General features: G+C 32.0%; 14 protein-coding genes. 8 read left to right on the top strand and 6 right to left on the bottom strand.

Annotation, left to right across the window (positions count from 1 at the left end; all coding sequences use genetic code 11):
- Positions 1–11: 11 nt before the first annotated feature.
- Entirely contained in the window at positions 12–2,762 is a 2,751-nt protein-coding gene (locus ACR9ES_RS08125; RefSeq protein WP_435253845.1) for a PD-(D/E)XK nuclease family protein, read from the top strand.
- Here ACR9ES_RS08125 and ACR9ES_RS08120 read toward each other — a convergent pair.
- Entirely contained in the window at positions 2,759–3,292 is a 534-nt protein-coding gene (locus ACR9ES_RS08120) for a GNAT family N-acetyltransferase (protein WP_435253844.1), read from the bottom strand. The two genes, ACR9ES_RS08125 and ACR9ES_RS08120, sit on opposite strands and share 4 nt — an antisense overlap.
- Before the next feature lie 148 nt (positions 3,293–3,440).
- Positions 3,441–3,863 (bottom strand): molybdenum cofactor biosynthesis protein MoaE, encoded by a 423-nt coding sequence (locus ACR9ES_RS08115; RefSeq protein WP_435253843.1) that lies wholly within the window; start codon positions 3,861–3,863, stop codon positions 3,441–3,443.
- A 121-nt stretch (positions 3,864–3,984) separates the two neighbouring features.
- On the opposite strand from ACR9ES_RS08115, the gene ACR9ES_RS08110 reads away from it, so the two are divergent.
- Together ACR9ES_RS08110 and ACR9ES_RS08105 are read left to right on the top strand one after the other, a co-directional pair.
- Positions 3,985–5,172 carry a phosphoglycerate kinase gene (locus ACR9ES_RS08110; protein WP_435253842.1) on the top strand — a complete coding sequence of 396 codons (1,188 nt, stop codon included), beginning with the start codon at positions 3,985–3,987 and terminating at the stop codon, positions 5,170–5,172.
- Between the two features lie 140 nt (positions 5,173–5,312).
- Positions 5,313–6,353 (top strand): NADP(H)-dependent aldo-keto reductase, encoded by a 1,041-nt coding sequence (locus ACR9ES_RS08105; protein ID WP_435253841.1) that lies wholly within the window; start codon positions 5,313–5,315, stop codon positions 6,351–6,353.
- A 96-nt stretch (positions 6,354–6,449) separates the two neighbouring features.
- Here the strand turns inward: ACR9ES_RS08105 and ACR9ES_RS08100 are convergent, their stop codons facing one another.
- The gene (locus tag ACR9ES_RS08100) at positions 6,450–6,755 is read right to left on the bottom strand and encodes a DUF6370 family protein (RefSeq protein WP_435253840.1); all 306 of its coding nucleotides are present in this window, start codon (positions 6,753–6,755) and stop codon (positions 6,450–6,452) included.
- Positions 6,756–6,791: 36 nt separating this feature from the next.
- Entirely contained in the window at positions 6,792–7,760 is a 969-nt protein-coding gene (trpS, locus tag ACR9ES_RS08095) for a tryptophan--tRNA ligase (protein WP_435253839.1), read from the bottom strand.
- 148 nt (positions 7,761–7,908) lie between these two features.
- Here trpS and ACR9ES_RS08090 point away from each other — a divergent pair, with 148 nt between their 5' ends.
- Positions 7,909–8,679 carry a lysophospholipid acyltransferase family protein gene (locus ACR9ES_RS08090; RefSeq protein ID WP_435253838.1) on the top strand — a complete coding sequence of 257 codons (771 nt, stop codon included), beginning with the start codon at positions 7,909–7,911 and terminating at the stop codon, positions 8,677–8,679.
- Complete coding sequence (gene trhA, locus ACR9ES_RS08085) at positions 8,672–9,313, top strand: PAQR family membrane homeostasis protein TrhA (RefSeq protein ID WP_435253837.1); 642 nt, start codon at positions 8,672–8,674, stop codon at positions 9,311–9,313. Before ACR9ES_RS08090 ends, trhA begins: the two co-directional genes overlap by 8 nt.
- Here trhA and ACR9ES_RS08080 read toward each other — a convergent pair.
- On the bottom strand, positions 9,310–9,786 hold the full coding sequence (locus ACR9ES_RS08080) for a CYTH domain-containing protein (protein ID WP_274633882.1): 477 nt from the start codon (positions 9,784–9,786) through the stop codon (positions 9,310–9,312). The two genes, trhA and ACR9ES_RS08080, sit on opposite strands and share 4 nt — an antisense overlap.
- A 92-nt stretch (positions 9,787–9,878) precedes the next feature.
- On the opposite strand from ACR9ES_RS08080, the gene recO reads away from it, so the two are divergent.
- Genes recO through ACR9ES_RS08065 form a run of 3 tightly spaced genes read left to right on the top strand, consistent with a single transcriptional unit; the run spans position 9,879 to position 13,398 of the window.
- A complete protein-coding gene (gene recO, locus ACR9ES_RS08075) occupies positions 9,879–10,601 on the top strand; it encodes a DNA repair protein RecO (protein ID WP_274633881.1) in 723 nt (240 codons plus the stop codon).
- 3 nt (positions 10,602–10,604) lie between these two features.
- Positions 10,605–13,106 (top strand): TonB-dependent receptor, encoded by a 2,502-nt coding sequence (locus tag ACR9ES_RS08070; protein WP_435253836.1) that lies wholly within the window; start codon positions 10,605–10,607, stop codon positions 13,104–13,106.
- Between the two features lie 10 nt (positions 13,107–13,116).
- A complete protein-coding gene (locus ACR9ES_RS08065; protein ID WP_274633879.1) occupies positions 13,117–13,398 on the top strand; it encodes a DUF3817 domain-containing protein in 282 nt (93 codons plus the stop codon).
- Between the two features lie 100 nt (positions 13,399–13,498).
- Here the strand turns inward: ACR9ES_RS08065 and moaD are convergent, their stop codons facing one another.
- Positions 13,499–13,741, bottom strand: coding sequence for a molybdopterin converting factor subunit 1 (gene moaD, locus ACR9ES_RS08060; protein WP_299004688.1), 243 nt, complete (start codon positions 13,739–13,741; stop codon positions 13,499–13,501).
- Between the last annotated feature and the right edge of the window lie 269 nt (positions 13,742–14,010).

Raw genomic sequence — 14,010 nt, 5'->3', positions numbered from 1 at the left:
CTCTAAAAAATATGCAGTCTTTTATTTCAGAAACGTTAGATACTATTTTACAAAACACCAAATCGTTTGAAAATGTTGTGTTTATATTGCCTTCACAAAGGGCAGGAGTTTTTGTAAAAGAAACGTTTAAAAAGAAAATTTCAGCAGGTTTTTTACCAGAGATTATCAATGTTGGTAATTTTGTTGAAGAAGTTTCTGAAATGAAAAAGATTGATGCTGTTCAGCTACTTTTCCATTTTTATACAATCTATAAAGAACAAGAAGAAAATCCAGATTCTTTTGATGTGTTTTCATCGTGGGCATTTACAGTGTTGCAAGATTTTAATGAGATCGATCAACATTTGATTAACACACGAGAGATATTTGTGTATTTACGAGATATTCATCGCTTACGAAAATGGTCGGTAAAAGGAGAGTTTAAAGAAACTGAACTGATGAAAGATCACTTTTCTTTTATGGAAAAGTTGAACAAATATTACGATGCTTTTTATCAATTTTTGGTTGAAAACAATATCGGATATCAAGGAGTTTTATATCGAGAATCAACTAAAAAAGTAGCGGATTTCATCCATAGAAATCAACAAAAGAAATACTTTTTTATAGGGTTTAATGCGTTAAATGCTGCGGAAGAATTGTTATTTGAACAATTTTTGTTGAATGGAAATGCAGAAGCCTATTGGGATATTGACAAAACGTTTTTTGAAAGTCAACATCAAGCAGGAAGTTTTTTAAGAAAGTATAAAACTAGATGGAAGTATTATCAGCAGCACCCAATTCAAACGATTAAAGACTATTTTTCAGAAAGCAAACATATTGAGGTAATTGGAGCATCTAAAAATATCACACAGATAAAATATGCAGGAGAGATTTTAGAAAAACTTCCTAATTATAATAACACAGCGTTGGTTTTGGCAGATGAAACACTGTTGCCAATTACGTTGAATTCGTTGCCATCAAGTGTAGATGCGATTAATATTACGATGGGATATCCACTAAAAGATATTCCAACAACGAGTTTAATCTTTGCTATTTTTCAATTATTTCTTAATCAAGAAAAGTTAGAAAAGAAGGAAGAAAACCTTTTTTATCATAAAGATGTGGTACGCTTGGTAAAGGATGCTACTATTTATCGATTATTACAGAAAGATGAGCAAACAAACATTGCAGATGTGCTTTCAGAAACAGTAGCTAAAGAGAATAATACCTTCATTAATCAAGAAGAAATCATAACATTTCTTTCTCCAGTTAGTAAGGAGATTAAAGAAAGAATAGTTACTATTTTCAATTCGTTTGTATCAATTAGTGAGTTTTTAAACAGAATTATTGAGTTGATCAACTTGTTGAAAGATGAAGCCAATGAGTTGGAAAAAGAATATTTATTCCGATTTTATACAGCGTTTACTCAGTTGCAAAACTTGCATAATGAATTTGGTTATGTACAAGATTTAAAAACCTTACATCAATTTTTTAGGCAACTAATACAATCAGAAAGTTTATCATTTCAAGGAGAACCGTTACAAGGATTACAGTTAATGGGAGTATTAGAAACACGTGTACTAGATTTTGAAAATGTAATTATCACTTCAGTAAATGAAGGAGTTTTGCCAGGAAATCATCAACAGAACACGTTTATTCCTTTTGATGTAAAAATAGAGTTTGGTTTACCAACATACAGAGAAAAAGACGCGCTGTTTTCCTACCACTTTTTTAGATTGTTACAACGTGCTAAAAACATTTACATTTTATACAATACCGAACATGATGTGTTTGGAAGTGGAGAAAAAAGTCGTTTTGTAACGCAGTTAGAAATGATGCGAGACGATATTACTGAAAAGATTATCAGCCCAAAAGTAGTTACGTCACCTATTCAATTAAAGGAAATTCAAAAGGACGAAAAAGTGTTGGAGCGTTTGCGAGAAATAGCTCAAAAAGGAATTTCTCCATCAGCTTTGACTAATTATTTATACAATCCGATTGCATTTTATAAACAGAAAATATTAAAAATAAATGAGTTAGAGGATGTAGAAGAAACTGTTGCGGCCAATACAATGGGAACAGTAGTACACGATACATTAGAAGAGTTGTACAAACCATTTATAGGGAAGTTTCTACAAGTACATGATGTTGAAAGAATGCAGCAAAAAACTAAAAAACTCATCACTTTTTACTTTTCGAAACATTTTAAAAATGGGGATGTAACCACAGGTAAAAACCGATTGATTTTTGAAGTAGCCAATCGTTTTGTAGAGAATTTTTTATTAAAGGAAAAACAACTGTTGAAGGATGAGAACAATCAACTAAAAATAATCGCTACAGAGCAGGAGTTATCTTCAGAAATAAAGGTGGAAGGAATTGATTTTCCTATAAAAATAAAAGGAATTGTCGATCGAATTGATGAGCTCAACGGTGTTACTCGAATTATTGACTATAAAACAGGGATGGTTGATAGTACAAACTTAAAAGTAATCGACTTTGAAGTGATACGTGATTTAAAATACCACAAAGCTATTCAGGTTCTTTTGTATGCGTATATGTACAATTCAACTCATGATAACACACAAGATATTCAAGCAGGTATTTATTCGTTTAAAAATTTAAAAAATGGTTTTTTACAGATGAATTTCTCATCCAATTATAGAAAACCTGATAATGCTATTACAGAAGAAAGGTTGGAAGAATTTATGATTGAAATAAAAGCAATATTAACCGAACTATACAATCCGGAACTCAGCTTTGTAGAAGCTACTGATTTACCGTATTAAATAGTTAAATGTACAATTTCCCAATCTTGGTTGTTACTTGTGTAGGTTTTTAAAGTTTTAAAACCAATTGCTTTGTGCGCATTGACAGATCGAGTATTCTTTTCGTCAATTTCAGTAATAATAGAGTCGTATATTTCAGTGAATTCCTCTTTCATTTTAGCATATAACCCTCTAAAAACACCCTTACTTCGGTAATGTTTGTCTATACAAACTTGTCCCATTAAAATATAAGGTTTAGTGCCTTCTGAAGTAGTATCTATTTCATCAAACATAGGAATGAGAATAGGGATGTCATTTCTAAAAATTTTAGACATTGACAAAGCATAACCAACAACAGTACCATTACTTTTTGCAATAATATGTGGGTGTACATCGTTCATTTTTTGCAACAATTCTAAATCATGACGAACCGTAACAAATCCCTGTTCTTTTTTATCTGTTTCTGATAATTTTTCGGGCAAGTTTTGTTGTTGCAACTCTTGTATTTGAAGCAATTCTGTTGGGTGGGTTACAGTTGTGAACTCAATCATGATTTAAAGATAAAAAAGTGGAGCATATCGGAGTCGAACACCAAACCTCCGACTTATCGGGACGCTCTAGCCAACTGAGCTAATGCCCCAATAAAGATTGTTATGCATTTACATTATTAGAAATGACTTAATATCAAATATAACATTTTTAAGGATGCGCATTCACCCAAACTTCTCCATCTTCAAAAAATTCTTTTTTCCAAATAGGTACCGTTTCTTTTAAGGTGTCAATGACATACTGACAAGCTTCAAAAGCAGCTTTTCTGTGTGGAGAAGAAACTGTAATAATTACGGGAATATCACCAATAGTTAACAAACCTTCTGCATGATGAATGGCAATCTTTTTTACTCCAAATTTTTCCAAAGCAGCATCTGCAATTTTCTGCATTTCCTTAATTGCCATAGGTTTGTAGGTAGAAAAATCAAGTTGAGTAACCTCTTTGTTTTGAGTAGCATTTCTAACAGTACCTACAAAAACAGCAATTCCACCACAAGAAGGATCAGTTACAAAATCGTAACATTCTTGTAAATTAAGTTTTTCCGAAGATATTTTTATAGAAGTCGTGCTCATATAGATATGTAAGTTTAACAAAGATAAAAGATTGAAAGCTCAAAAAGAATAGAAACCAATCAGATTTAAATAATTATTTTTGTTAGCTGAAACAGAACACAACTATAGAATACAACTTAAAATGAAAACATTAAACGATTTCAATTTCGAAAATAAAAAAGCATTAATCCGTGTAGATTTTAATGTACCCTTAAACGATACTTTTGAAGTAACAGACGATACAAGAATTCAAGCAGCAAAACCAACCATTATTAAAGTTTTAGAAGACGGTGGTAGCTGTGTGTTAATGTCGCATTTAGGACGTCCGAAAGGTAAAGAAGATCAGTTTTCGTTACGTCATATTGTTAGCAAAGTAACACAAGTGTTAGGTGTACAAGTGAAATTTGTTGATGATTGTATAGGCTCAGCAGTTGAAGAGGCAGTAGCAAATTTAAAAAGCGGAGAAGTTTTATTACTAGAAAACTTACGTTTTTATCCAGAAGAAAAAGAAGGAGATGTTGCCTTTGCCGAACAATTATCTAAATGTGGAGATGTATATGTAAATGACGCTTTTGGTACTGCTCACAGGGCACACGCATCTACTGCAATTATTGCACAATTTTTTCCAGAAAATAAATGCTTCGGAAACTTATTAGCAACGGAGATTGAAAGTATTGATAAGGTATTAAACAATTCAGAAAAACCAGTAACGGCTATTTTAGGAGGCGCGAAAGTGTCGTCTAAAATTGGCGTGATTGAAAATATTATTGAGAAAGTAGATCATATTATTGTTGGCGGAGGTATGACGTTTACGTTTATCAAAGCTTTAGGGGGTAAGATTGGAAACTCATTAGTTGAAGAGGATAAGTTAGCCTTAGCGTTAGAAATTTTAGCAAAAGCAAAAGAGAATAATACAGAAATTCATTTACCTGTAGATGCAGTTATCGCAGATACTTTTTCAAACGATGCGAATACACAAGTAGTAGACACAAATGAAATTCCTGATGGATGGATGGGGTTAGATTGCGGACCTAAAACCGTTGAAAAATTTGCTAAAGTTATCGTAAAATCAAAAACAATTTTATGGAATGGTCCTTTAGGAGTTTTTGAAATGGAAAAGTTTGCACAAGGAACCATTGGTTTAGGAAATGCAATTGAAGAAGCAACTAAAAGAGGAGCATTCTCGTTAGTAGGTGGAGGAGATTCAGTTGCTGCTGTAAAACAATTCGGATTTGCTGATAAAGTGAGTTATGTGTCTACAGGTGGAGGAGCGATGCTAGAAATGTTAGAAGGTCGCACCTTACCAGGAATTGAAGCAATTCTTAATTAGCAAATTTGAAAATGAGTTAATTCGCTAATTTTCAAATCAACAACTTTTAAAATAAAAGTTTAAAAGTGTAATTGTAGAAGTGTTTATTATGTTGGCTTTTTTAAACAATTACACAATTCAACAGTTAAACGATATAAAGAATGAAATACACCACACTACCCAATACAGATGTAAAAGTTTCTAAAATTTGTTTAGGAACAATGACTTTGGGTCGACAAAATACAGAAGCAGACGGTCACGAACAAATGGATTATGCCTTAGAACAAGGGGTAAACTTTTTTGATACCGCGGAATTGTACCCTGTGCCAGCACTCCCAGAAACATACGGAGCTACGGAAAAAATTATAGGTTCTTGGTTCAAAAAAACAGGAAACAGAGGAAAAGTAGTGTTGGCGTCTAAAATCGCTGGAGGTGGAGATTATACGGCACACATCAGAACAGGTGGTTTCAATAGAAAAAATATATCTGAAGCGATTGAAGGTAGTTTAAAACGTTTACAAACCGATTATATTGATTTGTATCAGTTACATTGGCCAGATCGTGGAGTGAACTGTTTTGGAGTGCGTGATTATCCGTATAAAACTTCTACTAAAGAAGCTGAAAAGCATTTAGAGATTTTAGAAACCTTGAACGATTTTGTAAAACAAGGAAAGATAAAGCAGGTAGGTTTGTCTAACGAAACTCCTTGGGGAACGATGAAATATCTGCAAACAGCAGAACAACACGGTTTGCCAAGAATGGTTACGATTCAAAACTCATACTCGTTAATTCATAGAGGATTTGAAGTGGGAATGTCTGAGGTTTCTATGAGAGAAAATATTGGCTTACTAGCGTATTCTCCATTAGCACAAGGAGTATTAACAGGAAAATATATTGATGGAAAAACTCCAGAGGGAGCGAGAGGAACCTTATTTCCAAGGTTTATCGCTAGATATAAAAATGAAGGTTCAGAAAAAGCGGTTTTAGCGTATCAAAAAATAGCAACTAAACACGGATTGACATTAACAGAGTTATCATTAGCCTACATTAACCAGTTACCATTTGTAACGAGTAATATTATTGGGGCTACGAAAATGAGTCAGTTAAAAGAAAATATAAATTCTATCAATATTGAATTGTCAGAAGACATTTTAGCAGAAATAGAAGCGGTGCACAAAGCAATTCCGAACCCAGCTCCTTAATTTGAGATTAAATTAAATAAAAAAATCCGAAGTAGTTTTCTACTTCGGATTTTTTTATGTTTTTATCTAGAAATCTTGTTTCTAAAAATCTAAAAACTATTCTTCTAAAATTTTAAAAGAAGTAGCTTTAAATCTTCCATCTTCTACTTTTCCAGAAACTTCAGCTTTTCTAACAACATTACAAAAACCGGTATTTTCATCATGAGAGTCTCCATAATCGTCTATGTGAGCACCATCAACAAAATAGGCTTGTCCATCAACTTTAACTGCTAAATCGCATCCGTTTTGGGTTTTTAATCCGAATTTACATTGTCCGCATGAAGCTTCAACAATTTGTGTTTTTTCTTTTGGAGTACTACAAGCCAAGATTCCGAAGAAAAAAAGAAATACTAGTTTTTTCATATTATTGAGAGTTTTAAGTTGCTAGTTTGGGTAGGATTAATATCCTATTTTACCACGTACTCTTTGTAAAACATCTTTAGCAATTACTCGTGCTTTTTCAGCTCCTACAGCTAAAGCTTCATCAATTTCATGACGGTTTTCCATGTAGTGGTTATATTTTGTGCGTACATCAGCAAATTTATCAATAATTAGTTCATAAAGAGCCTGTTTAGCGTGTCCGTACCCATAACCTCCATTTTCGTAATTAGCACGCATTTCGGCAATTTGTTCTTCCGAAGCTAATAATTTATATATAGCAAAAACATTATCAGTATTTGGATCTTTTGGGTCTTCTAAGGCTTTACTATCCGTTTGAATAGCCATAATTTGCTTACGTAACTTTTTGTCTGGTAAGAAAATATTGATGAAATTATTTCGAGATTTACTCATCTTTTCACCATCAGTTCCAGGAACTAATTTGGTGTCTTCATTTATTTTTGCTTGAGGCGGAACTAAAGTTTCACCCACTATGTTGTTAAATCTGTTTGCAACATCACGCGTCATTTCTAAATGTTGTAACTGATCTTTTCCTACAGGAACAACTTCAGCATCGTACAATAAAATATCTGCAGCCATTAACATAGGATAGGTAAATAAACCAGCATTTACATCAGCTAAGCGATCGGCTTTGTCTTTAAAACCATGTGCTAAAGTTAAACGTTGATACGGAAAGAAACAACTCAAATACCAAGTTAATTCAGTAACTTCAGGAATATCACTTTGGCGATAAAAAACGGTTTTGTTAATGTCAATTCCACAGGCAAGCCAAGTAGCCGCTACACTATAGGTGTTTTCGCGCAATTCGTTACCGTCTTTAATCTGAGTTAAAGAGTGCATATCTGCAATGAAAATAAACGATTCGTTTTTTGAATCATTAGCCATTTCAATAGCAGGCAAAATTGCTCCTAATAAATTTCCTAAATGTGGGGTTCCTGTACTTTGTACACCTGTTAAAATTCTTGACATAAATCTGTTTTGAAAATTTTTTACTTAAGTAAGCAAAAATAAGCTTAAAATTCATCAAACAAAAGAAATTACTACATTCGCATTTCTATTTAATCTTCTTTTTTAAGTTGATAAGAAAAAAGAGTTATCCATTTTTAATTTTAGAGGCTTGAAGTATATTTTTTTTCCTATTCGATTTATTTGGCGTGTTTGGTTTTACTTGTTAATGGTCGTTTCAGTTTTGTTAATGGCTCCTTTTTTGTTGATTTTAACATCAGATGAAAAGTACTACCCAGCTTTTTGGAAAGTTGTTAGAACTTGGGCCTTCTTTTTAATTTACGGAATGGGATTCCGATTAAAAGTTGAAAAAGAGCAAGAGATAGATAGAAATAAAAGTTATATGTTTTGTGCTAACCATGCTTCTTTTTTAGATCCTTGGGTGTTAATAGCCATGAGTAAAAATCCAATTGTTTTTGTAGGAAAAAAAGAGTTGGTAAAGTTTCCTGTTTTTGGGTTCTTTTACAAGAAAGTGGTTATTATGGTTGATAGAAGTGATGCAGAAAGTAGAAGAAAAGTATATGAACAAGCACATAGCAGATTGAAAAACGGAACAAGCGTTGCTATTTTTCCTGAAGGATTGGTTCCTGATGAAAATGTAGTTTTAGCACCGTTTAAAAATGGAGCGTTTAGTTTAGCGATTGAACATCAGATACCAATAGTTCCTCAAGTATACTACGATGGAAAGCGTTTGTTTTCTTGGGATTTTTTTAAAGGATCTCCTGGAACATTTAGAGTAAAACAATGCAGTTTTATTGAAACAGAAAACTTAGTTCAAGAAGATAAGAAAAAACTTAAAGAGCAAACTTACAGTGTTATATACAATGAATTGATTAATGATGAGTTGTATATGAAAGATACAAACCGATTAAATAATGAGTGAGAAATTAAATCATCGTTATAGTGATAAAGAGGAAAGGCTTAATGTGTTTTCTCATGGTTTAGGATTGCTTTTAAGTATTATTGTTTTTCCTTTATTACTGCAAAAATCATTTGAATATAATGCCTTTTGGAAAGGTATTAGTTTGGTGATTTACGGAATAAGTATGATTGTTTTATACGCTGCATCTACTTTTTATCATGCTGCTAAAGAGCCCAAGCTTAGACGAAGGCTTAATATTTTTGATCATGCTGCTATTTATGTGCTTATAGCAGGAACATATACTCCCTTTTGCTTGCTGGTTTTATCACCAAATTTAGGTTGGTATTTATTTATCGTTGTTTGGAGCTTTGCGTTAACAGGCGTTGTTTTAAAGTTGTTTTTTACAGGAAGGTTTGACAAATTATCAACAGCATTATACTTATTAATGGGTTGGCAAATAGTCTTTTTAATTAAACCGTTAATTGATAGTTTTTCTAGCGAAGGATTATTCTATCTTTTTTTGGGAGGCGTTTTTTATACTGTTGGCGCTGTTTTTTATTCGATTAAAAAGCTAAAATACAATCACGCAACGTTTCATGTCTTCGTATTATTAGGAAGTTTAAGCCACTTTATAGCTGTTTATTTCTGTATCTAAGAAGACCAATTAATAAAAGGATGTTTACTTAAGTTTGAGTTGTAATATTTTGCGATACCTGTAACTTCTTCTCCTAACCATTCTGGTTTTGTGAAATTTTCATTTTCATTTTTTAGTTCAACTTCGGCAATTAGTAAGCCGTTGTTTTCTCCTAAAAACTCATCTACTTCAAAAGTATGATTATCAATTTTTACTAAGTATCGGTATTTTTCTATAATCCCTTTTTCACAAAGATTAAAAAGACTTTTAGCTTCATTTTTATCAATTTCTTTTTCCCATTCAAAACGGGTTGTTCCGCTAGTATTTGAAGCTCCTTTTATAGTCAAAAAACCTTTGTCGTCTTTTATTCGAACTCGAACTACTCGTTCTTTGTCTGAATTTAAAAACCCTTGTTTTATATAATTTTTTTGAAATGAACTTTCTTTAAAAGCTTCTGATTTTACTAAGAATTTTCTTTCTATTTCTACAGCCATACCAAAGTGCATCAAATTTGTACGAAAGTACCATTTTTATAGTCAATATTAAATATCTTTGATTGATGATTTTAACTGATAAACTCGATTAAATGCCGGTTGTTGCTACCAAAGCTATTGTTTTAAGTTCGCTAAAGTATGGTGATACAAGTTTAATTGTAAAGTGTTTTACGTTACAAGAAGGGGTGAAATCGTATATGTTAAAAGGGATTTTAAAAGCTAAAAAAGGAAAATTAAAGGCAGCTCACTTTCAACCGTTAACACAATTACAAATTACAGCAAATCATAGTACTAAAAGTTCTTTACACTCTATTAAAGAAGTGCAGGTAATTCATCCGTACGAAACAATACACACTTCAATAGTAAAGCAATCTATTATATTGTTTTTGTCTGAAATATTATCAAAAATCATTCAAGAAGAAGAAGAAAATGTTCCATTATACCAGTACTTAGAAACATCTTTAGCTTGGATAGATACTCATGATGAGGTAGCTAATTTTCACTTGTTGTTTTTATTAAATTTATCAAAGTATTTAGGGTTTTATCCAGATACTTCCGAATCTGATAAAAAAGCCTTTAGTTTGTTAGAAGGAAGTTTTACTGATTTGATATATGAAAAAGGGAATTTAACAGGTAAAGAAATTAATCTTTTTAAAAGCTTGTTAGGCATAAATTTTGATGAAATAAATTCAATTTCCTATTCAAAAAATGATAGGCAAATTATTCTTCGAATTATCATAAAATATTATGAATTACATTTAGAAGGATTTCGGAAACCCAAGTCGTTAGACGTGTTAGAAACTGTTTTTAGTTAATTTATGAAACAAATAATTACTGTATTTTTTTTACTAATTGTAACCACAATTTTTTCACAAAACCTTACTGTTATTGATGCTGAAACAGGAAAACCTGTTGAATCAGTTACTGTATTTAATAAAAATAATACAACGTATGCTGTAAGTGACGAATTAGGAAAAGTTGATATTTCGGCTTTTTCAAAAAATGAAGTGCTAATTTTTTCGCATGTTTCGTATGCGGAATATCATGAAAACAAATCAGCTTTAAAGGTAAATAATTATTATGTGTATTTGTCAAAAAACTCTGAGCAGTTAGATGAGGTGGTCGTTTCGGTATTTAAGAACAGAGAAAAAACAAATCGTATAGCAGAACAAATTGCGGTAGTTTCATCAAAAGAGATAGAAAAATTATCACCACAAACATCAGCAGATTTATTATCGAGTGTACCTGGAATAAAAATTCAAAAATCACAATTTGGGGGAGGAAGTCCAGTAATGCGAGGAATGGAAAGTAACCGAGTGTTATTGGTGGTTGATGGTGTTCGTATGAATAATGCGATTTATAGAAAAGGACACTTACAAAATTCAATTACAGTAGCTCCAAATTTACTAGACAGAACTGAAATTGTTTTTGGTCCGTCATCAGTAATTTATGGTTCAGATGCTTTGGGTGGAGTAATTCACTACTATACAAAAACACCAAAAATATCAGAAAAAGGTAGCGAAGTAAAAGGAAGTGCTTTTTTACGATACAGCTCTGCAAATAATGAGGTAACCAATGTGGTTTCTACCGAACTTAGATTTAAAAAATGGGCATCATTTACCAGTGTAGCTCACAGTAATTTTGGTGATTTACGAATGGGAAAAAATCGTTCTCATGGTTTTAATGATTGGGGCAAAGTACCTTTCTACTCTAATAATACTGATAGTTATTACAACGATACACCAGTTGCAAATTCTAATTTAAATATTCAGAGAAATACTGGTTACAGTCAAACAGATGTATTACAGAAGTTTTATATTCCTTTTTCAAAAGACACCGATTTTAAGTTAAACATTCAATATTCAAACTCTTCAAATATTCCACGTTTTGATAAATTAACAGAGTTAAAAGGAAATGGAGATTTAAAATTTGCTGAGTGGTATTATGGACCGCAAGAAAGATTATTAGTTTCTCCACAATTGCTTATCAATCCAAAGAAAAAATGGATGGATAAAGGAACAATTACCTTAGCATATCAAAACATAAAAGAGAGTCGTGTTCAACGAAAATTTGGAAGTTTAGATAGATCGTATAGAAAGGAAGCAGTAGATGTTTTTAGTTTGAATGGAGATTTTACAGTTCCGTTAGCAGCGCATAGAAATTTAGGGTATGGAGTTGAGCTTGCTTATAATGATGTGGCTTCTAATTCTTATGGAAAAACATTGCTGTTAAATGGAAATGACATTATCGGATTTGATGGTGATTTTGCAGTGCAATCTCGTTATCCTGATGGTGGAAGTAGTTATTTAAGCTCTGCTTTTTATGTAGATTACCGTCAGGATATCAATGCTAAATCTACTTTAAATACAGGAATTAGAGGTACACATACAGTATTAAAAGCTAAATGGGTCGATGAAACATTCGTAGATATTCCTCAAAACGATATTCGATTAGATAATCAATCCATTACAGCAACGATAGGATATGTATATAAGCCAACAAGAAATTGGCAATTAAACGGAGTTATTTCTTCAGGGTTCCGTTCTCCAAATATTGATGATGTAGGAAAAATTAGAGAGAAAAGTGGTAGGTTAACAGTTCCTAATACCGAGTTAGGACCCGAATACGCATATAACTTCGAAATAGGACTTCAAAAATATTTTAACAATAGAAAGTTTAGAGTAGGAATGAATGCTTATTACACAATATTAGATCGAAATATCACTCGAATCCCGTATGAATTTTTTGGACAAAGTACTGTGTTCTACGATGGAGATGAATACAATACTGCTGATGGAGAGATTTTAACGAATTATAACAGAGGAAGAGCTTATATAACAGGATTTACTGCGAGTTACGAAGGTAAAATCTCTAAAAATTGGAAAACTTCAGGGTCAATTACATACACTAAAGGGAATACATTAAAGTCGGAAGAAAAAGGAGTACCAGATGAACCATTATCATCTATTCCACCATTATTTGGTCGTTTCGATTTAAGTTATGTAAATAAGAAGTTTGAAGGAGGAGCTAACCTAGTTTTCAACGCTAAAAAAGACATTTCTGATTATAACCTAACAGAAGGCATAGATAATCACGATCAAACACCAATTGTGAACCCTGATGCTACAAATGATATTGATATGTATTACGGAACTCCTAGTTGGATGACTGTTGGATTGTACGGAAAATATCAGTTTACTAAAAGCATAGCAATACAAGCGCAATTATCTAATTTATTTGACGAGCATTATAAAGAATTTGCCTCTGGAGTATCTTCTGCAGGACGCAATATTTCAGTATCTTTACAAACGAATTTTTAAGCGCAAACAAATGATTAATTTTTTCAGATTAGTAAGTTTATTAGAAGGATTATCTTACATTTTATTGCTTTTTATAGCAGTTCCAATTAAATACATGCAAGGAAATCCAGAATATGTAAAAATGTTAGGAATGCCTCACGGATTACTATTTGTAGGGTACATCGTATTAGCAATTATGTTGAAATACGAGTTAAACTGGAACGGAAAAACTTTCGGAATTGTTTGTTTGTTATCTATTTTACCTTTCGGAACCTTTTTCGTAGGGAGATATCTTAAGCAAGAAACAGTATAATATTGATTTAATGTGTTAGTGATTTAATGTAATAATGACTTTCTTAATGTTCATGCTGCATTAAATCATTATTACATTAGTTAAGTATATCATTGAACAACTATCCTCCGCTTACTGGAGGTATAATGGCTATTACATCATTTTCTCGTATGAGTGTATCATCGCTTGCATAACTCTCATTAATAGCCACAGCATACGAACTCATTTTTTGAAACTCAGGAAATTCATTAGAAAGAAATTCTTTAAAACTAGCAACTGTGCTTTTGTTAGGTAGTTCTAGGGTTAATGAAGAACTATCAGCTAAATCTGCAGCGATACCAAAAAGTAATAGGGTTGTTTTCATAAAGTAAAAGTATTCTTATTTTTATAAAAAAGCTTCAAAATTACTTTTTAACAAAATTTTAACATTTATAGTAAGTGATTGATTATCAGTCTAAAAAAAAAACTAAATTAGGGATAACCCTGAGAAGAAAATGGTGCCAACTCAGGGTTATCCCTGATAGGCTTTAACATTTACTAAAAAATAATTTTATATGTTTGGGAAAGGTAATAATAAAAATTTGATCACTTTTATTGTTACCCACTAGCTAGTAAAAGAAGAAGAATGTTTAT

The sequence above is a fragment of the Tenacibaculum sp. A30 genome (genome assembly GCF_051200845.1).
GTDB lineage: Bacteria > Bacteroidota > Bacteroidia > Flavobacteriales > Flavobacteriaceae > Polaribacter.
Note: the sequence above shows the minus strand (reverse complement) of the source record. Positions and strands in the feature narration are given on the sequence as shown.

What these genes read in the sequence shown, in the direction of transcription:
- ACR9ES_RS08115 (WP_435253843.1), bottom strand. Translation starts at nt 3,863, where the DNA reads ATGAGCACGACTTCTATAAAAATATCTTCGGAAAAACTTAATTTACAA.
- ACR9ES_RS08080 (WP_274633882.1), bottom strand. Translation starts at nt 9,786, where the DNA reads ATGGCTGTAGAAATAGAAAGAAAATTCTTAGTAAAATCAGAAGCTTTT.
- trhA (WP_435253837.1), top strand. Translation starts at nt 8,672, where the DNA reads ATGAGTGAGAAATTAAATCATCGTTATAGTGATAAAGAGGAAAGGCTT.
- ACR9ES_RS08125 (WP_435253845.1), top strand. Translation starts at nt 12, where the DNA reads ATGCAGTCTTTTATTTCAGAAACGTTAGATACTATTTTACAAAACACC.
- ACR9ES_RS08120 (WP_435253844.1), bottom strand. Translation starts at nt 3,292, where the DNA reads ATGATTGAGTTCACAACTGTAACCCACCCAACAGAATTGCTTCAAATA.
- recO (WP_274633881.1), top strand. Translation starts at nt 9,879, where the DNA reads ATGCCGGTTGTTGCTACCAAAGCTATTGTTTTAAGTTCGCTAAAGTAT.
- moaD (WP_299004688.1), bottom strand. Translation starts at nt 13,741, where the DNA reads ATGAAAACAACCCTATTACTTTTTGGTATCGCTGCAGATTTAGCTGAT.
- ACR9ES_RS08100 (WP_435253840.1), bottom strand. Translation starts at nt 6,755, where the DNA reads ATGAAAAAACTAGTATTTCTTTTTTTCTTCGGAATCTTGGCTTGTAGT.
- trpS (WP_435253839.1), bottom strand. Translation starts at nt 7,760, where the DNA reads ATGTCAAGAATTTTAACAGGTGTACAAAGTACAGGAACCCCACATTTA.
- ACR9ES_RS08110 (WP_435253842.1), top strand. Translation starts at nt 3,985, where the DNA reads ATGAAAACATTAAACGATTTCAATTTCGAAAATAAAAAAGCATTAATC.
- ACR9ES_RS08070 (WP_435253836.1), top strand. Translation starts at nt 10,605, where the DNA reads ATGAAACAAATAATTACTGTATTTTTTTTACTAATTGTAACCACAATT.
- ACR9ES_RS08105 (WP_435253841.1), top strand. Translation starts at nt 5,313, where the DNA reads ATGAAATACACCACACTACCCAATACAGATGTAAAAGTTTCTAAAATT.
- ACR9ES_RS08065 (WP_274633879.1), top strand. Translation starts at nt 13,117, where the DNA reads ATGATTAATTTTTTCAGATTAGTAAGTTTATTAGAAGGATTATCTTAC.